18 protein-coding genes and 1 pseudogene are annotated in these 19,505 nt (G+C 64.2%); 9 read left to right on the forward strand and 10 right to left on the reverse strand.

Annotated features, from left to right (window positions below; translation table 11 throughout):
* Positions 1-66: 66 nt before the first annotated feature.
* Entirely contained in the window at positions 67-759 is a 693-nt protein-coding gene (gene purQ / locus GS429_RS16200) for a phosphoribosylformylglycinamidine synthase I (RefSeq protein WP_160066380.1), read from the reverse strand.
* Entirely contained in the window at positions 760-1,011 is a 252-nt protein-coding gene (gene purS, locus GS429_RS16205; RefSeq protein ID WP_160066381.1) for a phosphoribosylformylglycinamidine synthase subunit PurS, read from the reverse strand. It lies immediately after the preceding gene.
* Between the two features lie 380 nt (positions 1,012-1,391).
* On the opposite strand from purS, the gene GS429_RS16210 reads away from it, so the two are divergent.
* The gene (locus GS429_RS16210) at positions 1,392-1,847 is read left to right on the forward strand and encodes an SHOCT domain-containing protein (protein WP_160066382.1); all 456 of its coding nucleotides are present in this window, start codon (positions 1,392-1,394) and stop codon (positions 1,845-1,847) included.
* Positions 1,848-1,934: 87 nt separating this feature from the next.
* On the opposite strand, the gene GS429_RS16215 is transcribed toward GS429_RS16210, so the two are convergent.
* Complete coding sequence (locus GS429_RS16215; protein ID WP_160066383.1) at positions 1,935-3,650, reverse strand: nucleoside recognition domain-containing protein; 1,716 nt, start codon at positions 3,648-3,650, stop codon at positions 1,935-1,937.
* Positions 3,651-3,816: 166 nt separating this feature from the next.
* Between GS429_RS16215 and GS429_RS16220 the strand changes: the two are divergent.
* The 3 genes and pseudogenes from GS429_RS16220 to GS429_RS21960 form a co-directional block, all read left to right on the forward strand.
* A pseudogene (locus GS429_RS16220) lies at positions 3,817-4,122 on the forward strand (GTP-binding protein); the annotation flags it as partial.
* Positions 4,123-4,232: 110 nt separating this feature from the next.
* Entirely contained in the window at positions 4,233-4,454 is a 222-nt protein-coding gene (locus tag GS429_RS16225) for a DUF7511 domain-containing protein (protein WP_160066385.1), read from the forward strand.
* Positions 4,455-4,653: 199 nt separating this feature from the next.
* Positions 4,654-4,806 (forward strand): C2H2-type zinc finger protein, encoded by a 153-nt coding sequence (locus GS429_RS21960; protein ID WP_201294039.1) that lies wholly within the window; start codon positions 4,654-4,656, stop codon positions 4,804-4,806.
* Positions 4,807-4,859: 53 nt separating this feature from the next.
* On the opposite strand, the gene GS429_RS16230 is transcribed toward GS429_RS21960, so the two are convergent.
* The gene (locus tag GS429_RS16230; protein ID WP_160066386.1) at positions 4,860-6,197 is read right to left on the reverse strand and encodes an NAD(P)/FAD-dependent oxidoreductase; all 1,338 of its coding nucleotides are present in this window, start codon (positions 6,195-6,197) and stop codon (positions 4,860-4,862) included.
* A gap of 189 nt (positions 6,198-6,386) precedes the next feature.
* Here GS429_RS16230 and GS429_RS16235 point away from each other — a divergent pair, with 189 nt between their 5' ends.
* Positions 6,387-7,337: a formyltetrahydrofolate deformylase gene (locus GS429_RS16235; protein ID WP_160066387.1), complete on the forward strand. Its 951-nt coding sequence runs from the start codon at positions 6,387-6,389 to the stop codon at positions 7,335-7,337.
* A 184-nt stretch (positions 7,338-7,521) separates the two neighbouring features.
* On the opposite strand, the gene GS429_RS16240 is transcribed toward GS429_RS16235, so the two are convergent.
* Both GS429_RS16240 and GS429_RS21965 read right to left on the reverse strand, forming a co-directional pair.
* On the reverse strand, positions 7,522-7,971 hold the full coding sequence (locus GS429_RS16240) for a universal stress protein (protein ID WP_160066388.1): 450 nt from the start codon (positions 7,969-7,971) through the stop codon (positions 7,522-7,524).
* A 123-nt stretch (positions 7,972-8,094) separates the two neighbouring features.
* Positions 8,095-8,265: a DUF7576 family protein gene (locus GS429_RS21965; protein WP_201294040.1), complete on the reverse strand. Its 171-nt coding sequence runs from the start codon at positions 8,263-8,265 to the stop codon at positions 8,095-8,097.
* Positions 8,266-8,539: 274 nt separating this feature from the next.
* Here GS429_RS21965 and GS429_RS16245 point away from each other — a divergent pair, with 274 nt between their 5' ends.
* A complete protein-coding gene (locus tag GS429_RS16245; protein WP_160066389.1) occupies positions 8,540-9,847 on the forward strand; it encodes an acetamidase/formamidase family protein in 1,308 nt (435 codons plus the stop codon).
* Between the two features lie 30 nt (positions 9,848-9,877).
* Here GS429_RS16245 and GS429_RS16250 read toward each other — a convergent pair whose 3' ends face one another.
* From GS429_RS16250 to GS429_RS16260, 3 genes are all read right to left on the reverse strand, one after another.
* Positions 9,878-11,608, reverse strand: coding sequence for a methyl-accepting chemotaxis protein (locus GS429_RS16250; protein WP_160066390.1), 1,731 nt, complete (start codon positions 11,606-11,608; stop codon positions 9,878-9,880).
* A 219-nt stretch (positions 11,609-11,827) separates the two neighbouring features.
* Entirely contained in the window at positions 11,828-12,040 is a 213-nt protein-coding gene (locus tag GS429_RS16255; RefSeq protein ID WP_160066391.1) for a hypothetical protein, read from the reverse strand.
* A 198-nt stretch (positions 12,041-12,238) separates the two neighbouring features.
* Positions 12,239-13,258 carry a phosphoribosylaminoimidazolesuccinocarboxamide synthase gene (locus GS429_RS16260; RefSeq protein WP_328821439.1) on the reverse strand — a complete coding sequence of 340 codons (1,020 nt, stop codon included), beginning with the start codon at positions 13,256-13,258 and terminating at the stop codon, positions 12,239-12,241.
* Positions 13,259-13,507: 249 nt separating this feature from the next.
* Between GS429_RS16260 and GS429_RS16265 the strand changes: the two genes are divergently transcribed.
* From GS429_RS16265 to GS429_RS16275, 3 genes are all read left to right on the forward strand, one after another.
* Positions 13,508-16,048 (forward strand): methyl-accepting chemotaxis protein, encoded by a 2,541-nt coding sequence (locus GS429_RS16265; protein WP_160066392.1) that lies wholly within the window; start codon positions 13,508-13,510, stop codon positions 16,046-16,048.
* Positions 16,049-16,174: 126 nt separating this feature from the next.
* Positions 16,175-17,557, forward strand: coding sequence for a 7,8-didemethyl-8-hydroxy-5-deazariboflavin synthase subunit CofH (gene cofH, locus GS429_RS16270; protein WP_160066393.1), 1,383 nt, complete (start codon positions 16,175-16,177; stop codon positions 17,555-17,557).
* A 235-nt stretch (positions 17,558-17,792) separates the two neighbouring features.
* Entirely contained in the window at positions 17,793-18,071 is a 279-nt protein-coding gene (locus GS429_RS16275; protein ID WP_160066394.1) for a hypothetical protein, read from the forward strand.
* A gap of 108 nt (positions 18,072-18,179) precedes the next feature.
* Here the strand turns inward: GS429_RS16275 and cofG are convergent, their stop codons facing one another.
* Positions 18,180-19,394 (reverse strand): 7,8-didemethyl-8-hydroxy-5-deazariboflavin synthase subunit CofG, encoded by a 1,215-nt coding sequence (gene cofG, locus GS429_RS16280; RefSeq protein ID WP_160066395.1) that lies wholly within the window; start codon positions 19,392-19,394, stop codon positions 18,180-18,182.
* Positions 19,395-19,505 lie beyond the last annotated feature (111 nt).

Genomic DNA, 19,505 nt, shown 5'->3' on the forward strand with positions numbered 1-19,505 from the left:
CGGAGTCATATAGTAGCCGTTACTATCGGGAGTCTCGTCGGACACGGAATAAACATAGTGGCCGAATCAGACACCGGTTTCAGCCGATTCGAAACCGCGAAGGACGCCCTGCCCGTCGGTAGAACCGATGTCGGGCAGCGTCGCCCGCTCGGGATGGGGCATCAGGACGGCGACGGTCTCCCGCTCGCCGAGGACGCCCGCGACGTTATGCTTCGAGCCGTTCGGGTTGACCGCCGGCCCCGTTTCACCGTCTTCGTCGCAGTACCGGAAGAGGACGCGATTGTCGTCCTCGAGCGCATCGAGTCGGTCGTCGTCGATCTCGTACCGTCCCTCCCCGTGGGCGATGGGTACCTCGATGACCTCGCCCTCGTCGTAGTGGGCCGTCCACGGTGTGTCGTCGCGCTCGACGCGGAGATAGACGTGTTCACACTGGAAGCGGGCGCTCCGATTGGTCGTGAACGCGCCCTCGGTGAGTCCGGACTCGCAGCCGACCTGTGCGCCGTTACAGACGCCGAGGACCGGCGTACCGTCGGCCGCAGCCTCGCGCACGTCGTCCATGATCGGTGCGCGGGCCGCCATCGCACCCGCACGGAGGTAGTCGCCGTAGGAGAACCCGCCCGGAAGGACGACCCCCGTCGTTTCCTCGGGGAGGCCGTCTTCGTGCCAGACGATTTCGGCGTCGATACCGAGGTGCTCGAGCGCGCGCTCGGCGTCTCGATCGCAGTTCGAACCGCCGAACCTGATGATCGAAACGGTCATCTATCGCTCGTCGACCTCCACGTCGTAATCGTGGATGGTCGGATTCGCCAGGAGCCGTTCTGCCATCTCGCTCGCGCGCTCGCTCGCGGCGTCGGCCGACTCGGCCTCGAGGTCGATTTCGAAGCGGTCGGCCGAGCGCAGATCCTCGAGTTCGAAGTCCAGACGCTCTAAGGCCTGTTTCGTGGTTTCGGCCTCCGGGTCCAGCACACCGTGTTTGAGTCGAACAGTCACCGTCGCGGTGTAGGCGGTCATCAACTGATACCCCGTAACCGTGCTCAAAAACGCTTTCGCCTCGCGGCCGTGATACACGTTCGTGGATATCGTCGCCCCATTAGGCGGAAACCGGCGACTGACGTCGTTGGAGTGCGCGTCAGCTACTCTACCTACAGCTATACTGCTCGAGAGAACATTGCCTCGAGCGTGGTGACGGTCGAGTGGTACAGTTGGACGAAGTAGTACTATTACAGACACCAACTCTCGGGAGATGTGGATTTACTAAAAGGAGCCATTCAAACGGCGCATTTTCATACTATGGGCCGGATGCGCGGATCGTTGCTCGACGGAAACGAGCAGAGAGACGATCCGGCCGATCTCGGCGGGTGGTTTTTGTGTTGATTCGTGGACAATAACCTATGGCCGAGGAACGACCGGTGATCCGCGTGTCCACACCGGCGGTAGCCGTCACCGTCGTCGCGCTTCTCGGAACGCTCGTTACGCTCGCGACCCTCCAGTCGCCGGTCGCCATTCTGCTGGTGATCTTCGGATTCATATTCGGCGACAACCTGCTCAGACACGTCACGACGGCGATCGACGACAATAGCGCCGAGTCGATGGCCGAGCGCGAATCGGCCGCGAAAGCGGAGCCGGGAGACCCAGAGGACGCCCTCGAGCGATTGCGCGTTCGATACGCCGACGGCGAACTCTCCGAAACGGAGTTCGAACGCCGACTCGAGGTGCTCCTCGAGACCGAGACGGTCGCGGATGTCGAACGATACCTCGAGGACGACGGCGACCGAGCGAACGGTCGCGAACGGAAGACCGAACCCGAACCCAAACCGGACCGCGAACTCGAGCGATCCTCCGGGTGAGCACGGGGATGCAGACGGACTGCTGGACCGAGTTACAGCACGCGCAGAGCGGCCGCGGGGCCACCGGAACTGACGACGGCAGCCGTCTCAGACCAGGAGCCGTCCGACCCACGCGATCACGAGCGCGAAGCCGATTGCAGCGCCGACCTGTCGGGCGAGCATCGCCGCGACGAATCGGACCGAAACCTCCCGTGCGACCGTGATCGCGGTGACGAGACACGGGAGTAACACGCCGGCGAGGTAGACCGCCACGAGCACGTCGACGGGCGAGAGGACGGCCAGTCCCACCGTCTCCGCAGTCAGCAGCGCGATGCCGTCCTTTCGAATCGCCGCGAAGACGATCGGAAGCGCCGCCTCGGTCGGCAGGGCAAACGCGGTCATCGCCGGCTCGAGGACGGACCCGAATCGGTCGAGGAGACCGACGTACTCGAGCAGCGCGGCGGCGATACAGATCCCGACGAAGATGGGCAGTGCGGTCGTGACAAAACTCGCGATCGAACTGCGGGCCTCGCGCCAGATCGCGCTCGGACGGGGCCACTCGAGGAAGCTCCGACGATCGACGGCGAGATCGGTCGTTCGCGCGTTCGCCGGCGCGATTACCCTGACGTAGAGGAGCGTCGTCGCGACGAGGATCGCGAGGTACGGAACGACGAGCCAGGCCATTCCTACCGCCGCGAAGACGGCGAGAGTGGCGGGGAACTGGTAGGAACATGCCGAACCGAACGAAATCGCCGAGATGGTGGTACACCGGGTACAGTCCGAACACCCCCGCGTGCTCGTCACCGCCGGCACGTTACAGCCAAAGCCCATGACGACCCGAACGAGGTCTCGGCCGGTGAGTCCGACCCGGCGCATGAGCGGATGGAGCGCCGTCGTCACACACATCGTGAGGCCGCTCGCCGAGTACGCACCCATGAAGAGCGCGAAGATGAGCATCGTCGGGAGCGCCCAGACGAACAGAAACGGCCCCATCGAGAGCAGGCCGTAGTCGCCGCCGAGTACGGCCGCGAGCGGCCCCGGTAGTGTTTCGGCCCAGGCGACCGCGGGCTCGAGTGCGCTGCCCACGAGCGGGTCGAGTTCCCCGGCTACGGTATTGGCGAACCAGACGGCGACGGCTGCGGGTGCCAGCAAGACGAGCGCGCTTACGACCGGGCCGAGCAACGGGTGCTCGAAGATTCGCACGGGCGGTTCGATCGTCCACCCGGCCCGGACTGCGGTCCCGCCCGGGAATTCGTCCGCGTGGTGCAGTGCCTCGAGGATTCCCCGTCCGTCGGTGACCGGGGGCTGGCCGGCGGCGGGCGTGCCCTCGGCCGGTCCATCGTCGGCTGACCTGCCCCCTCGAGCGCCGCCGTCCGTCGCGACGCAGGAGAGCCGCCGTGCATCGACCGGTAACACGGGAACGCCGAGGTCACCCTCGAGAGCGGTGATCACGCTCGTCGCACCGTCGGTAGCCCGCACCTTGTCCCAGTGGGTGACGATCACCGCACCGAGTCGCCCCTGGACGAGGGGCAAGAGGTCGGCGAGTTCCCGGTCGAGGTCGGTCGCGGAGACGACCAGGGCAACGGTCTCCGCGCGCTCGAGGGACGCAAGCGCCTCGCGCGTCGTCTCGGTGTCCGCTTCGAGGGTGATCCCGGGTGTATCGATCACCTCGAGGTCGTCGGTCCGGTACCGTTCGCTCGCAACCGTCGAACCGCCGACGTTCGCGTCGGCCGGGATTGCGCCGGTGAGCCCGGCTGCGAGCGCCGATTTGCCGACGCTCTCTTTCCCGACCAGAACGACGCGGTCCCGGTTCGTCCGGCTCATGCGGGACGAATCACTCCTCGTGGCACGGCTGTGGAGTGAGTCGCGGCGAGAACGGGGAGATCTGAGTCTCAGATCATATTCGAGAAAACCGTCTCGCCGCCATATTAATAATGTTGCTAGTTCGAATAATAACTTCTATTACTGTGGTGGAGGTATTGTTAATCAGATGCCCGACAACTCGATTCCCGTCACAGTACTGTCCGGTATCCTCGGCGCCGGCGAGACGACCGTTTGCAACGTCCTGTGCGAGAGCGACGACCGCGACCTGCCCGTGCTCGTCAACGACACGGGCGAGGTGAACGTTGGCGAGATTCCGGAGGAATCTCGAGAAGACGAACGGGGAGTGAAGCGACCCGTGAGCCGCGCCGAACTCGCCCGCGAGCAGCAGTTCGACGGAATCGCCGTCGAGTCCACCGGCATCGCCGAACCGCTTCCCGTCGCCCAGAGGCTCACGCTCGGATTCGACTCTGCAAGGACACGGAAGAAACCGAAGCAGAGGCGTGGACAGAGCCAGAGTCAGTACCCGCTGACCAGCACAACCACGCGGAGGAACTCGGTATTGCGGACTGACGCGAGCCTACGATGACCGAACGAAACACCAAACCCGATGCAGACCAGCCGGCGACCCCCGACCCACAGTCGGCAGACGGCGATATCTCGCCGTGTTATCAGGCCTACCTCGAGCGCAACAACCACCGGCCGGATAGCTGTACCATCTACTCGGCGGTCACCGCAGGCACTATCGAAGAGACGTGGATCAAAGCTTACGGGTCGGCGTTCGTCTCTCGAGACGAGATGCGCTGACGAGACCGGCATCGAAACGCCCCGCGCGCCGAACGAGACAACTCGAGCAGCAATCGACCGTCCATCACACGGAGCGAGACGAGGCTATCGACCGTCTCGCGTCGCCGGGCGGCCGACCTCGACCGACCCAATCCGAACCTTGATGCCGGCGATAGCTCGGTTGTGCTTTTTATCCCTGCTCGTCGGTAGTCGATCCCGTATGTCCTACAGCTGTTCGAACTGCGACGAGTCGTTCCAGTCCGCGGCGGGCGTCACCCAACACGTCGCGTTGCATCACAACACCTGTGCCGTCTGTGACGACTCGTTCGACCAGACCGACGACTTACGCGAACACGTCCACACGACACACTGAGAAACCCCGGAGCCACCCCGTTGTCTTTTTTTGACGCGAGGATAGCTCACAACTCAACAGTCACAGTAGTCGGGGTCACAGCACTCGAGGTCCTCGAGAAACATCTGCTTCTCTCGATAGGCCTCGAGCGGCCCGGTATCGACGCCGAGCCGGTCGCCGATGGTTTCGGCGACGACGGCGAACCGTTGCCGGAACTTGTAGATGAAGCAAAACTTCTGGCCGTCGTGGGCGACCTGCGGTCCGGTAAGGAAGAGGCCGGGAGTCTCGGTCGATTCGTCTCGATCGGTCAGCTCCGGGGATCCGTTCCTCTCCATATCCTCCTCTTCGTCCCCCTCCCCACTTCCATAGTCGAACAGGTCTTCGACGAGTGCGAGGCTGCCGTCGAATCCGGTCGCCAGCAGCGGCGGAGCGCGGGAACGAAACCAGTCGCCCGCGGTCGTTCGGACGACGTAGCCGTCGTCGTCGGTTCTGACCGGCCCCGTTTGCGTGCGATCGATCGCGTCAGCCCGAGCGCCGGTGACGAGATCGAGTGCCCGACCGTCGGTCAGCGCCGCCTCGAGTCGCTCGCTCGTCCGCGGCGAAAGCACCTCGCTCGGATCCGGGCTGCGATACTGCCACGGACCGTCGTCGTCGAGAACCGTGACCGAACACCCGGCGTCGACGAGCCCCAGCGCCGCGTCGATCCCGCTCTCCGCGCCGCCGACGATGACGATATCGTCGGTGATGGGGCCGGCGGCACCCGCACCGTCGGCCGCGACGCGTTGTCGCCCGGACCGATCCGGTTCGGTGGTGGACGGCGACTCGGCGGCGTCGCCGGAGCGGTCGGCCGACCACCGCTCGGCGTAGGCCGCCCACGAGTCGACGGTCGAAACGTGGACCGCGTGCTCCGCGCCGGGAATCGAGCCGTTCGACGGGTAGCCGTACTGGCCCGCCGCCCAGACGACGTACTCGGACTCGATGGGGCCCTCGGTCGTCTCGAGCGTAAATCGACTGGTATCGGGTTCGACGTCACGGCTCGGATCCGGCGAGGCGCTTCGGTTAGGGACGACGCGGTCGACCTCGATCCCGGCGTGGATCGGGAGGTCGTGAAACGCCGCGACTGCCTCGAGGTAGTCGGCGTACTGGTCGCCGGTCGGATGCTCGCAGTCGAGTGCGAGCGCCGGCGACGTATCGAGCGTGATCGCGTTCAGATCGCGCACTCCGAAGGCGTTGGCGGGGAACGACGGGGTCAGGAGCCGCATTTCCTCGGGCCACTGCCGAAAGGAAGCGCCGATGCAATCGCGTTCGAGGACGACGAACTCGACGTCGATGGCCTCGAGTGCGACCGCGGTTCCGATGCCTGCAGGTCCGGCACCGATGATCGCGACGTCGGGCGTCGTGGGAAGGGTCATACGCTACTAGTAAGTCTCCTCTCCGTATTAATAATTCTTGGTTAGATGTTGCCAACTGTTCGTAAATAGCTACCACCCAATAGTAGTCTCTCGTTCGCAGGAACATCTACAGAAAGCAGGACTTTTGACCACACGTAGACTGAATTCCGTAGTGATGGAACGCATTTCGCTCGAGCGGAGGTGGTTGCGATGACGACTGACATAACCGAAATCACCGTAATCGGAGACGACGACACCGGGCTGGTCGCCAACGTGACCAGCCTCCTGTTCGAGCGCGGAATCAATATTGAAGACCTCGATCAGGCAGTTCGGGACGGCGTCTTCCGGATGTACCTCGCCGTCGACACCTCGGAGATGGTCTGTACGGAGGAAACCCTCCGACAGGACCTCAACGACCTCGGCGACGACCTCGGGCTCGACGTCCAGGTCCGGTTCCCCGCCGACCGGGAGACACAGCAGATCGCCGTCCTCGTCACGAAAGAGAGCCACTGTCTGGAGGCGCTGTTCGAGGCGTGGGCTAACGACGAACTCGGTGCCGACATCGGCGTGGTGATCGGCAACCACGACGACCTCCAGCCGTTGGCCGAACACTACGACGTGCCGTTCCACGACATCGGCGACGAAGGCGGCCAGCAAAACGAGGACGAACTCCTCGAACTCCTCGCCGACTACGACGTCGATCTGATCGTGCTGGCGCGATACATGCGCATTCTCAGCCCGAACGTCGTCTTCCGCTACGAGGATCGCATCATCAACGTTCACCCGTCGCTGCTGCCCGCCTTCCCCGGCGCGGAAGCCTACCGGCAAGCGATCGAGGAAGGGGTGCGCGTAGCCGGTGTCACCGCACACTACGTCACGACCGACCTCGATCAGGGGCCGATCATCTCCCAGCGAGCGTTCGACGTACCGGACGACGCTGACCTCGACGAGATGAAACGCCGGGGCCAGCCCCTGGAGGCCGACGCCCTGCTCGAGGCGGTCAAGCTTCACCTGAACGGCGACATCTCGGTCCACCGCGGTCGAACGTCGGTCCGAGAGAACGCCACGCAGTATCAGCTCGGTCTCCCCGAAGAAATCGACGAGTTCACGCCCGATCGGCCGGTCGACGGGATCGGCAGTGTGGTCGCCAAGGATCGGTAGCGGTCGGGAGTCTTCGATTCCCGCCATCACGGACCGCGTCGTTTCCGAACGTCCTCGAAGCGCTCAGTTCGTTTCCCCGCAGAGACGGCGAACCGCGGCCCGACGGGACGACGGTACTGTCCGTCAGGAACGGGCGACCGTCTACGGACGAGAGCAGGTTGCGGACCACTACGTCCGCGGTACGTCACGTATCCATTCGAACGGTCACGACGGGGACCGGACTCCTGCGCACGACTTTTTCCGCGACGCTCCCCATCACCAGCCTGCCCGCTCCGGACCGCCCGTGGGTCCCCATGACGATCGCGTCGATTTCCTCGTCCGCGGCGTACTCGAGGATCTCCACGTCGGGCTTGCCGTACTCGATGGCCTCGACTGTCTCGAGGTCGTGCTCCGCGGCCAGTTCGACGACCTCGTCGATAGCCTCCTGTCCTTCCGTTTTCTGTGCGTCCACGACCTCTCCGTGTTCGGCTGACGCCGGTTCCGGACCTGCGGTAAATCCTCCCAGCGGGATGGGTTCGACGGCGTACACGGCGTGGACCGTCGCGCCGTGTTCGGCCGCCAGTTCGACTCCTTTCTTCGCGGCGTTTCGTGCCGGTTCGCTCCCGTCCGTCGGAATCAGGATTCGCTCGAACATAGTAGGATTACCAATGCTACGAGTTACCATATATCTATATTCGGTTCCCAATTATTGGTACTACAACGCTTTGTCCGGGAGATTGAAACAAATCACTGCTATCTTTCAGCAGGGAAAGGGGCGTCAGGCTGTATTCGTCGTCTCCCAGACCTCGAGACAGTCGTCGCTACAGAAGTACTCGTACGCCGCTTCTCCCTCCTCGAGTGACGTCACGACGCGTTGGTCGGAAGACGATGCGACGAGTTCGCCACAGCTTCCACACGCCGGGGAATCCTCGTCAGTCGAATCAACCATCGAGTGAGTGAAAGGGCAAGACACACTTGAACGAACCTGTTGCGGCGGTATCAGCCAGCGGCTGGAATACGGCGTCTTCAACGCCGTGAACCGAAATCGAGTTTCGACGAATGGGCGATCGTTCAGCGAGGATTGACTTCGGGGGTGGGCACTCAGTTGCAAGGGTGGACGGCGGTCGCGAGCCAAACCCGGTTGCCGGCCGTGTTCGGACAACTCGAGTACGGATTCCGGCGGCAGTAGCCTTATCGAGGGCGACGGCGTAGTTTGGTATGCGATGTCACAGCAAGAAATCCAACAGGAGCTGAACGTCGACCAGTACACGCTCGGACTCGTCGGTCCCGACCAGGAGTGGGCGGGCACCGTCGCTGACGGCGGGACGATCACGACGTACACCCCGCCGGGCTGTTGGGGCCCGATGGTGACACCCGAGTTCCACGGCGGCCACGAGGTCACTCGTCCGGTTCGCGTCGAGGGCGCGGAGATCGGCGACGCCGTCGCGCTCCACATTCGAGACGTCGAGGTGACGAGCATGGCGACGAGCACCGGGTCGATGGCCGAGCGCGAGGGCGCCTTCGGCGACGACCCCTTCGTCGATCACCGCTGTCCCGAGTGCGGCACCGAATGGCCCGAGACGGTCGTCGAGGGGACCGGCGAGGACGCGATCAAATGCGCCGACTGTGGCGCGAACGCCTCCTCTTTCGGCTTCGAGTACGGCTACACCGTGGCATTCGACGACGACCACACCGTCGGGGTCACGGTCGACGAGAACGGCGCACACGAACTCGCCGAAAACGCCGACGAGGTGATGGATATTCCCGAAAACTCCCGTCAACACCCGATCTTGCTGTACGAGCCCGGCGAGATGCCCGGCACCCTCGGACGGCTGCGTCCGTTCATCGGAAACGTCGGGACGACGCCGCCGGTCACGATGCCGGACTCCCACAACGCGGGGGATTTCGGCCAGTCCCTCATCGGCGCCGAACACGACTACGGCGTCGAAACCGAAGACGACCTCGAGGCCCGCACGGACGGCCACATGGACATCCCGCAGGTCCGGGCGGGCGCGACGCTCATCTGTCCGGTCAAGGTCGACGGGGCCGGCGTCTACGTCGGCGACCTGCACGCCAACCAGGGCGACGGCGAACTCTCCCTGCACACGACGGACGTCAGCGGCACCGTCACGATGGACGTCGAGGTCATCGAGGACCTCGAGTTAGACGGCCCGGTTCTGCTGCCCCCCGAGGAGGACCTTCCATTCATCAGCAAACCCTACAGCGACGAGGAACGCGAAGCGGGGGAGAAACTCGCCGCCAAGCACGGCGTCGACCTCGCGGACGATATGGGTCCCATTCAGGTGGTCGGCTCGGGCGCGACCGTCAACGACGCGACCCAGAACGCATTCGACCGCGCGACGAAACTCCTCGACATGAGCGAAGGCGAGGTCCGCTCGCGGTGTACGTTCACCGGCGGCGTCCAGATCGGGCGCCTCCCCGGCGTCGTCCAACTCGATATGCTCGCGCCGATGGCCGTGCTCGAGGACCGCGGGATCGCCCACCTGGTTCGCGAGCAGTACGGGCTATAGTGTCGCGGCCCGACAAGAGGGGCACCGTCGTCAGTTCGTGACGGTGAACTCGTCCAGTCGCCCGTTCAGCTCCGTCGCGGTGTCCGACAGCGACCGTGCGGCGTCGGAAATCTCCGAAACCGTCGCGGTCTGTTCTTCGGCCGCCGCGGCGACGCTGTTCGTTTCTCTGAGGGTGCGCTCGCTCCGTTCGGTCGCCTCGTCGACCATCCCGACGACCTGCTGGCTCGTGTGTGCCTGTTCGTCGGTCGCCTCGTTGATCGACTGCACACCGTCGTTAGCTTCCTGGACGTGGTCTGCGACCTCGTCCAGCACGGTCAGGCTCTCCTCGATCGTTTCGGCACCCTCGACGATATCCCGCTGCATGCCCCGAATCTCCTCGACGGCCTCCTGGGCGGCTGTCTGGACGTCGGTCACCATCTCGTCGACTTCCCGCGTCGCGTCGCCGGTCTCGTCGGAGAGCGACTTGATCTCGTTTGCGACGACCGCAAATCGGCTCCCGTCCTGGCCCGACCGAGCGGCTTCGATCGACGCGTTGACCGCGAGCAAGTTCGTCTCCTCCGCGATCTCGTCGATCAGTTCGACCACGTCGCTGACTTCCGCCAGTTCCGCGTCGAGCGCTTCGATCCGATCGACGACCGTGCTCGAGCGACGCTCGATGCGCTCGAGTTCCGCGAGCGCGCTGGCGGCCGTCTCTCGGCCGGACTGTGATCGCTCGGCCGCCCGGTCGGAGAGATCCGCGACGCCGTCAGCCGTCGCGGCGATCTCCTCGATCGTCGCCGACAGATCTCCCATCTCCCCGAGGACTTCCTCGAAGCGCTCGTTTTGCTCCTCGGTCGCGATTGAGATTTCTTCCGACGAATCGCTGACCGCCGCGCTCGCGTCCTCCATCTCGGCGACGCTCGTCGAGACCTCCGTCCCGACCCGGTCGACTTCGTCCGCGAGCGTCTGGACGCCGTGGAGCGTCGCTTCGACGTCGTCGAGCATCGCGTTCAACCCGTCGGCGATCTCGGCCATCGCCTCGTGGTCGCTTTCGACCGTCGCGCGGTGGGTGAAGTCACCGTCTGCACAGCGCTCTAGGACCCGGCGAATCCGTTCAGCGTCGGCCTCCAGCGTTTCGTTTCGCTGCTCGACCGCCGTTCGCTGCCGTTCGATTCGTTCGCGGCTCGTCTCGAGGTCGTCGATCCGACGCTGGAGCCCGGTCTGCATCGCCGCCAGCGACTCGCCGAACTCGCCGGGGACGTCTTCGTCCAGCACGTCGGCCTCGAACTCCTCTCGAGCGAGGGCGTCGGCCTGGTTCGCAACCGTCGTCAGCGACGCGTGCATCGTGCCGAACGAGCGCTGGAGCCGGCCGATCTCGTCGGCCTGCTCCGTCTCCGGTGGCCGCCGGTCGAGATCGCCGTTCGCGACGTGGTCGGCGACGTCCTGTAGCTCCTCAAGCGGCCGGATGACGTCCGATCGCGCGATCAGAATCGTGTTGACGAACGCGACGACCGCGAGGACGAAGACAACGCCGGTGAGCACGATCTGTGCGGTCGGAAAGACGGTAAACGCCTCCCTCGGGCCGAGAAAGACGAGCGGTAGTGCGAACACCGCCAGCGTCGAGAGAAACTGTAGCAACACCGCTGCGGTCATCTTCCGCTCGACGCTCCCGGCGATTCCAAGCCGATCCATCGTTCCCCACAACAGCGATTCGTACCGGTCCCGGACCGACCCAACGGAGAGCGCTGACAGCTCCGTTCCCGCAGTAGAACGCGTTGACATACCAGCACAACTCGCGCTACGGTACTTATACTGGTCGAGAATTACCACGTTCGTGTAATATCCGGTACGGCGGGAGAAGAACGCGTGCGGGCGTTGTTTCCGGTGTGCAGCCTCCCCCGCCGCCGGCGAACGGGAACGGAGTGACTCGAGAACGAGTCGCTCGTCGGCCGGAAAGAAAACCGCCTCGAGAACGCTCCGAGACGCCTCGAAAAATCGGGATCAGTCGTCGCTCGGTTCGGCGCTGGTGGTCGGCGACGAGGAAGACGGCGCGTTCAACTGGTCGGCCCACGACGAGGAGACCAGCGGTGCGACGGCGAGAAAGACCATCGCGAGAACGAACACCGTAAGCATAACGCTCGCGACGACCGTGACACCGGCCGTGAGGTTGAACAGGACGATACTTGCGCCAATTCCACTGGAAGCGAGGGTCATCGACTCTCTACAGAGAGATATCGAGTCCTGGCATATGAGGATTACTGTGTCAGCCGGCGGATGGTAAGCGATACCGAAGTGCACACAGGTCGGTTCGAACGCGTGACTGAACGTCGGTCCCGGCCGTCGCCGGAGCCGGACACCCGTGACAGCATTCGGAGACGAACGCAGGAGCTGTGAGCAGGCAGGTGCGAGCGGCTACAGACGCTGCACCGCGCCGATCGCACTCGAGAGCGGCGGCGCCTCGAACAGTTCCTTTCCGGTGTAGGCGTTGGCCCCCGCACAGTACAGATCGCGAGCGGTTTCGACGACGCCCTCCTCGAGCGGTTCGGGTTCGACATCACAGAGCGACTTCCAGTCGGCGATATCCTCCCGTTTCGCCTCGGCCTTCGCGGCCTCGACGGCCTGGACCCACTCGGGTTGGGTGCGCTTGTGATACTGTCGAAGGACCTCCTTGGAGAGTTGGGTCCCCTCGTAGCTAAAGCGGTTTTCGTCGAAGGTGCCGACGACGTCGGCGACCCGAATCTCACCCTGGTAGTACAGACACTCGATCTTGCCGTCTTCGTGGACCAGATCGGCCGCCTCGGCCTGTTCGGTGACGATCCGATTGACTTCGAGCGCGACCGACTCGAGGTCGTCGATGCTCGCCTCGCCCGCGATCGAATCGGCTTCCTCGCGGTCGAGTTGTCGATCTCCCTCCTCGTACTTCGTGGTGAATTCGACGATCGGTTCCGCGAGATCGACGGCCTCCTCGGGCCACGCCTCGAGGTCGAGTCCGTGATCCGCCGGCTCGGTCCGGCGGCGGAGACTCGAGCCGACCGGAACGCGGTTTCGGAAGACGACCTCGAGCGGGATGAGATAGTTCTCGCCGGCCGCCTCGTGGTAGCGGTCGTAATCGTATTCCCGCCCGTCGTTGGGGAGATCGGGAACCTGCGTGAGGTCGATGGCCATCTCCCAAGGCGGGCGGGACGCATCCTCGAGTTGGAGTACGTCGCCGTTCTCGACGACGCCGCGGTAGTGGGTCGGGACGCCTTCGGACTCGAGGAGTTCGAAGTTGAACGCGCCCATCGTACAGAGGCTCGCACCCTTTTCGGGAATCTGATCGGGCATCTGTCCCCAGTCGAACACCGAGTACGCGTCGGTGAAGACGAACGAACCGCGACCGAGCGAGTCGGACGTAGCCGGTTCCTCGATTCGGAACTCCTTGACGCTCGTCACGAAATCCACCTCCGGAGCGTCGAAATCGACGTTCCTGCTGGACGGGTCGAAATCACGCCTGGCACCTCGAGTCGGAATGAGCAGCGTCGTTCATATCGAAATCCCCGGTGCGGTGACTCAAGAAGGTTTCAGTATCCGTCGGCTCGCCTCTTCGATAGGTATTTCGCCGCGCGTTCGTGTATGAGCGTGCCAAACTCGGGAGCGAAGGGGCCACAAACTCTTTTTGGTGACGGCGGAATCTTCACCAAAATGGCAACAGTATGGCAGCGGCTCGTCCCCGAACGGATTCGGGCGAGTTACGTCGCGAAGTTCGCGCTGGTAATTTGTGTTGTATTGATCGTTACTGTCGCTGCTGCGCTCTTTTTCTACGCAGACATCACCGGGCAGATCACGGACAACGCGCAAGACCAGATGGAGCTCACGGCCGAAGACGAGGCCGGCGAGTTCAGCGCGCTGATTGAGAATCACGAACAGACCGCGTGGACGCTTTCCTCGACCGAGGTGCTGCTCAACGGCTCTGACGAGGAAATCGAATCGAGACTATCGGACGAACGTCGGAACGCACAGGGAACGATACATTCGATACATCACTTCGATCTGGACACGAATCAAATCACCCACAGTAGCGATGCCAGTGCGGTCGGAACGGACGTGTCGACGTTCGAGATGGATATTCACGTGACGTCTCTGGGCGGCGACGAAATCGTCCAGCTAGAATACAGCGGCAATCTGAACGTCGATTCGACGTTCACCGATGCGTTCGAACACGACGGTGAGGAGTTTATCGCCTTCCTTAGCCCGGTCGAAGATCAGGATACCGCCGTGATGATTATGAGTTCCGCCACCGATCTGGCAGCAGCTTCCAGCGGATCGAACGAAGACGGCTACACCGAAATCATCGATAGCAGTGCCGGCGACGTGATGATGTCCGAAGACGAGACAGCCATCCGCGAACCGTATCGTGGGGGGCTCGAGAGCGAGGTACTGAGCGCGATGACGACCGAACTCGGCGAGGGCGGGCTCAACGAAACGGATAACGACGACTCCGGCACCATCGAGTACGAGGATACCGACGAACTCGCAGCCTACGCGACCGTCCCGGGAACGGACTGGGTACTCGTCTCACATACGCCCCAGTCGAACGCCTACGCGCTCGCCGATGACGTTGCGACCTCGTTGGTCGCCCTGATCGGGATCGCACTCGTCGGCTTCCTCGCCATCGGTGCGACGATCGGTCGCTCGACGGCGAACGCGATGGACGAACTATCCGAAAACGCCACCGCGCTCTCTCGAGGCGAGACGGACATCGATATCGCGACCGAGGGCCGGATCGACGAGGTCGGACACGTCCGCGACTCCTTCGAGGGAATCCGCCAGTACCTGGAGACGGCGTCCGATCAGGCCGACGCGATCACCCGTCAGGAGTTCGACGACCCCGTCCTCAAAAAGGAGGTCCCCGGCCAGCTCGGCGAGTCACTCGAGGTGATGCAGGCTGACCTCGAGGCGTACATCGACGATCTGGAGGCGTCCAAAGCCGATGTCGAGGCGTCCAAAGAGCGGGCGACCGAGGCGCGCCGCGAAGCCGAAGCGCTCGCCGACTCCCTCGAGCGGACGGCCGCCGAGTTCGCGGCCGTGATGAACGAGGCCGCCAACGGGGACTTCACGCAGCGACTCGACGCTGACGTCGACAACGAGGCGATGGCCGAGATCGCAACCGCGTTCAACGAGATGCTCGAGGATCTGGAGGGGACGATCGTCGACATTCAGGCGCTGGCCGAGGACGTCGATCGCGTCAGCGCGGACGTGACGGGACAGGTCGAGGAGATCGAGAAGGCGAGCGGAGAGGTCAGCCGCTCCGCCGAGGAGATCGCGACGGCGACGGCCGAACAGAGCGATCGGTTCCAGGAGGTCTACGGCGAGATGAACGATCTCTCGGCGACCGTCGAGGAGATCGCGGCCACGGCCGACGACGTCGCGAGCGTCTCCGACAAAGCCGCCACGCAGGCCGACGTCGCCGGCGACGCGAGCAGCGAGATCCGGACCGAAATGAACCACCTCGAGCAGCGGGCCGAGGCGATCACCGAACAGGTCTCCCAGCTAGACGCGGAGATGGGCGAGATCAGGGAGATCGTCGATCTGATCGACGACATCGCCGAGCAGACGAACCTGCTCGCGCTCAACGCGTCGATCGAAGCCGCTTCGGCCGGCGAGGACGGCAACGGGTTCGCCGTCGTCGCCAACGAGGTCAAGTCCCTTGCCGAGGAGACGGGCGACGCGACACAGGAGGTTGACGACCTGATCAGCAACGTCGAAGCGTCGGTCGATCAGACCGTCGCGGAGATCGATCGCATGCGCGAACAGGTCGACGACGGTGCCGACGTCGTCGACGACGGCATCGAAGCCATCGACGCGATCACCGAACAGGTCGCGGAGGCGAACGCCGGCGTCCAGTCGATCAACGAGGCGACCGACGAACAGGCTCGCGCCAGCGAACGGGTCGTCACTATGGTCGACGAAGCGACCGACAGCAGCGAGGAGACGAAAACCGAAACGGAAAACGTCGCCGCGGCGGCCGAAGAACAGACCGCGACCGTCTCCGACGTATCGACCGGCGCGCAGTCGCTCACCGAGATGGCCGACGACCTCCGGCGCTCTCTCGACGAGTTCACCGTCAGCGAGGCGGGCCACGATATCGACGAGGACGATATCGTACTCAGAGACGAGTTCGAGGACGACACCCGGAACTCAGACGGCGATATCGTGCTCAAACACGACGAGAACGAGCACTAACTCGAGGCGAACGAGGAGGGCCAACAGTTACGAGGCGACCGACGCTACCGAGCCACCGATCGGACACGAGGCTCGCCCCGTGTCAAGACACCACGCTTTTCTCACTGTACCGGTATCGTTTCACCGATGGAGCGACCGGTGACCGAGGCCGATCTCACGTTCGATCACGTTCCCCAGACCGATCAGTCGTTCGAGAACGCGCTCGCCAAAGCGCGCGCCGGCGACCGACTGACGGTCGCGGACGCGATCGAGTTACTGACGACGGGTACGGAGGACGGCGGCATCGACCAGCGACGCAAGGAAAAGGTCCTCGAGGCCGCCGACCGACGCCGCGCCGACATCGTCGGTGAGGAGGTCACCTTCACCGCGAACCTGAACAACAACGTCACGACCGCCTGCAACGTGGGGTGTCTGTTCTGTAACTTCAAAGACGCTGCACACACCTTCGAGCGTGACACCGAAATGGAGAGCGCGGGCTTTACGAAGACGCCGAGCGAGTCCCGCGAAGTCGTCGCCGACGCCGTTTCCCGCGGGATCTACGAGGTCTGTTCGGTCTCCGGTCTCCACCCCGCGTTCGCCCTCGACGAGGAACACCGCGAGATCCTCGAGGCCCACCCCGATCCGAAAGCGGTCAATTACAAGCCGCCCGAACGGTACGAGACCAGCCCCGGCACCTACGTCGAACAGCTATCGGCGATGAGCGTCGACGGCGTCCACGTCCACTCGATGACGCCCGAAGAGGGGTACCACGCCCGCCGCGGCACGGACTGGTCCTACGAGGAAGTCTACGGTCGACTCAAAGAAGCCGGTCTCGACACCGTTCCCGGCACGGCCGCCGAGATCCTCGTCGACGAGGTCCGGGAGGTCATCTGTCCCGGCAAGATCGGCACCGAGGACTGGCTCGAGGCCATGGAGGCCGCCGCGAACGTCGGACTGGGCCTCACGGCGACGATCATGTACGGCCACGTCGAGAACGAGGCCCACCGCGCCATGCATCTACAACGGATTCGTGACCTTCAGGAACGCGTCGACGGCGCGATCACGGAGTTCGTCCCCCTCTCCTTTATCCACCAGAACACGCCGCTGTTCGAACACGACGTCGTCTCCGGCGGCGCCTCCCAGGACGAGGACGAACTGATGATCGCCGTCTCGCGACTCTTCCTCGACAACATCGATCACGTTCAGTCCTCATGGGTCAAGTACGGCGACGAACAGGGGCTGAAGATGTTGAACTGCGGGGCCGACGACTACATGGGAACGATCCTCTCCGAGGAGATTACGACGCGGGCGGGCGGAACCCACGGCGAGTTCCGCTCGTTCGCGGACTACGTCGAGATGATCACGTCGATCGGTCGGATCCCGGTCGAGCGCTCGACCGACTACGAGTCGCGCCGCGTCATCGACCCCGACGACCCACCCTTCGGTCCGCAGCTCGGACCGAAGGCGGACGGGACGCCGTTGCTCGGTGCAGACGACCTCGAGGACGGAACGGTCGCGGCCGACGACTGAGACGGTTTGCTGTAACGATTTACCGGTGGGACCGCAAGCGTCCTGCGTCCCCATCGGAAATGACATGGATCAGGCAGTATGAGACGGACCGCTGTACGTCAGTAACGGGAACGATCACGAGCGGTCTTGCGGTCGTCCCCACAGGTCCTCACGGGACTCGCAGATGGAGCGAAACCGGCTGCCAGCAGTTCGCCCGAGGGCGACCTTTTTGCGGCTGTCGGTCGTGGCCCTCGATATGAACCACCTCTTCCAGACCGACGACGACAGCTGGCGACTCCCCAATCACGCCCACGTCGTCGTCTACGAGCGCGAGGAAAGCGATCGCGGCCTGCTGACGATCTACGACTGCGGGGCCGCCCAGAAGCCGCCGAAAGCGCAGTTGCTCGGCACCCTCGAGTCGATCGATGCACCCGCCGAAGTCGAACCGCAGCCGACGGGGAAAATCGTGAAACTCCGCGACGAAGCGACGCTCGAGGAATCATCCCCCGATCGATTCCGAATCGTCGAGTCCTGACGGTGTTGGCGGTTCGCGGACGGGACCGCTCATACGGCCGCCTGTACGTCGGTACCGGCGTAACCACGACGTCCGTGGTTCTCCGGGAACTCGATACACCAGTCCGTATCAGTCGGTAGTCTCGGTGGCCGACACGATTACCTCGTCCTCGAGCACCGCTCGATACCGCTCGCCGGACTCGGTATCGGCCTCGAGCGCCCGACGGATCGCCGGCGAAATCCACGTCCGATCCGCGTTCGGGTCGCGGTGGTCGGCTTCGCTCGCACCCGCACCTGCGGTCCCGTCTGCGGCCACGCCGTCGAACCCGTCGGTCCGCAGGTCGGCGGGCAGAAAGCGTTCGTAGACCGGTAACCGTTCACCGAGGGGGAGGTCGGCGGAGGCTGCGATCTCCTCGAGTTCGCGCAGCGCGGGCCACTTGTAGTCGGGGTTGATGTGGTCGTCCGTGATCGGCGACACGCCGCCGAGGTCGTCGACGCCGCAGTCGATCAGGTCGCGAGCGGGCGCGAGGTTCGGCGGCACCTGTACCGAAACCTCCTCGGGGAGGGCGACGCGGGCCATCGCCGTCGCCCGACGCATCGTCTCGAGGTCGGGCGAGCCGTCCGACCAGCGCTCGTTGTTCGCCACGGGCTGGACGATCACCTCCTGAATGTGGTCGTATCGCTCGTGCAACTCGCGAATTGCGAGCAGGCTCTCCGCGCGGTCGCGCCACGTCTCGCCGATGCCGACCAGAATCCCGGTCGTGAAGGCGACGTCGAGTTCGCCGGCGTTCCGGATGGTTCGCAGTCGCTGGCCCGGCGACTTCTTTCGGGGGCCGGCGTGAGCGCCGACCTCGGCGGTCGTCTCGAGCATCACGCCCATGCTGGCGTTGATGTCCGCGACGCGGGCCATCTGCTCGCGGGTCTGATCGCCCGGATTGGCGTGGGGCAACAGACCTTCCTCGAGGGCAACCTCGCAGGCCTCGCGCAGGTAGGTGTGGATCGAGTCGTGGCCCCACTCCTCGAGTTGGGCGTGAATCTCGGTGTAGCGGTCGTCGGGGTCATCGCCGAACGTAAAGAGCGCCTCCGTACAGCCCGCGTCGGCCCCGCGTTTGCAGATGTCGCGGACCTCCTCGAGGGTGAGCAGAGAGGCCTGGCCCGGTGCGTCGAAGTAGGTACAGTAGGTGCAGGTGTAGCGACACGCCGTGGTCAGCGGAACGAAGACGTTACGCGCGAAGGTCAGCGCTGGCGGCGCTTCGACGTCGGCGGGCGTGACGGAGAGCAGGTCGTCGGTCGCCGCGTCGTCGATCGCAATGTCGACACCGTACTCGCTCGCCCCGGGGAACATTACCTCGGGATCCCGTCGCTCGACACATAAGGGCTTCCTTCGGCCGAGGGTCACGTCGGTTTGGATTGGGACTGGTAACCATGGCGGTGACGAGCACCCCCGCAAAATAAT

This window comes from Natronorubrum halalkaliphilum (assembly GCF_009834785.1).
GTDB lineage: Archaea > Halobacteriota > Halobacteria > Halobacteriales > Natrialbaceae > Natronorubrum > Natronorubrum halalkaliphilum.

Bases quoted from the DNA above. Each gene is read 5' to 3' on its own strand.
- cofG (WP_160066395.1), bottom strand. From the start codon at position 19,394: ATGTTCCCCGGGGCGAGCGAGTACGGTGTCGACATTGCGATCGACGAC.
- GS429_RS21965 (WP_201294040.1), bottom strand. From the start codon at position 8,265: ATGGTTGATTCGACTGACGAGGATTCCCCGGCGTGTGGAAGCTGTGGC.
- GS429_RS16240 (WP_160066388.1), bottom strand. From the start codon at position 7,971: ATGTTCGAGCGAATCCTGATTCCGACGGACGGGAGCGAACCGGCACGA.
- GS429_RS16225 (WP_160066385.1), top strand. From the start codon at position 4,233: ATGACCGAACGAAACACCAAACCCGATGCAGACCAGCCGGCGACCCCC.
- GS429_RS16265 (WP_160066392.1), top strand. From the start codon at position 13,508: ATGGCAACAGTATGGCAGCGGCTCGTCCCCGAACGGATTCGGGCGAGT.
- GS429_RS21960 (WP_201294039.1), top strand. From the start codon at position 4,654: ATGTCCTACAGCTGTTCGAACTGCGACGAGTCGTTCCAGTCCGCGGCG.
- GS429_RS16235 (WP_160066387.1), top strand. From the start codon at position 6,387: ATGACGACTGACATAACCGAAATCACCGTAATCGGAGACGACGACACC.
- GS429_RS16245 (WP_160066389.1), top strand. From the start codon at position 8,540: ATGTCACAGCAAGAAATCCAACAGGAGCTGAACGTCGACCAGTACACG.
- GS429_RS16215 (WP_160066383.1), bottom strand. From the start codon at position 3,650: ATGAGCCGGACGAACCGGGACCGCGTCGTTCTGGTCGGGAAAGAGAGC.
- GS429_RS16230 (WP_160066386.1), bottom strand. From the start codon at position 6,197: ATGACCCTTCCCACGACGCCCGACGTCGCGATCATCGGTGCCGGACCT.
- purQ (WP_160066380.1), bottom strand. From the start codon at position 759: ATGACCGTTTCGATCATCAGGTTCGGCGGTTCGAACTGCGATCGAGAC.
- purS (WP_160066381.1), bottom strand. From the start codon at position 1,011: ATGACCGCCTACACCGCGACGGTGACTGTTCGACTCAAACACGGTGTG.
- GS429_RS16255 (WP_160066391.1), bottom strand. From the start codon at position 12,040: ATGACCCTCGCTTCCAGTGGAATTGGCGCAAGTATCGTCCTGTTCAAC.
- cofH (WP_160066393.1), top strand. From the start codon at position 16,175: ATGGAGCGACCGGTGACCGAGGCCGATCTCACGTTCGATCACGTTCCC.
- GS429_RS16210 (WP_160066382.1), top strand. From the start codon at position 1,392: ATGGCCGAGGAACGACCGGTGATCCGCGTGTCCACACCGGCGGTAGCC.
- GS429_RS16275 (WP_160066394.1), top strand. From the start codon at position 17,793: ATGAACCACCTCTTCCAGACCGACGACGACAGCTGGCGACTCCCCAAT.
- GS429_RS16250 (WP_160066390.1), bottom strand. From the start codon at position 11,608: ATGTCAACGCGTTCTACTGCGGGAACGGAGCTGTCAGCGCTCTCCGTT.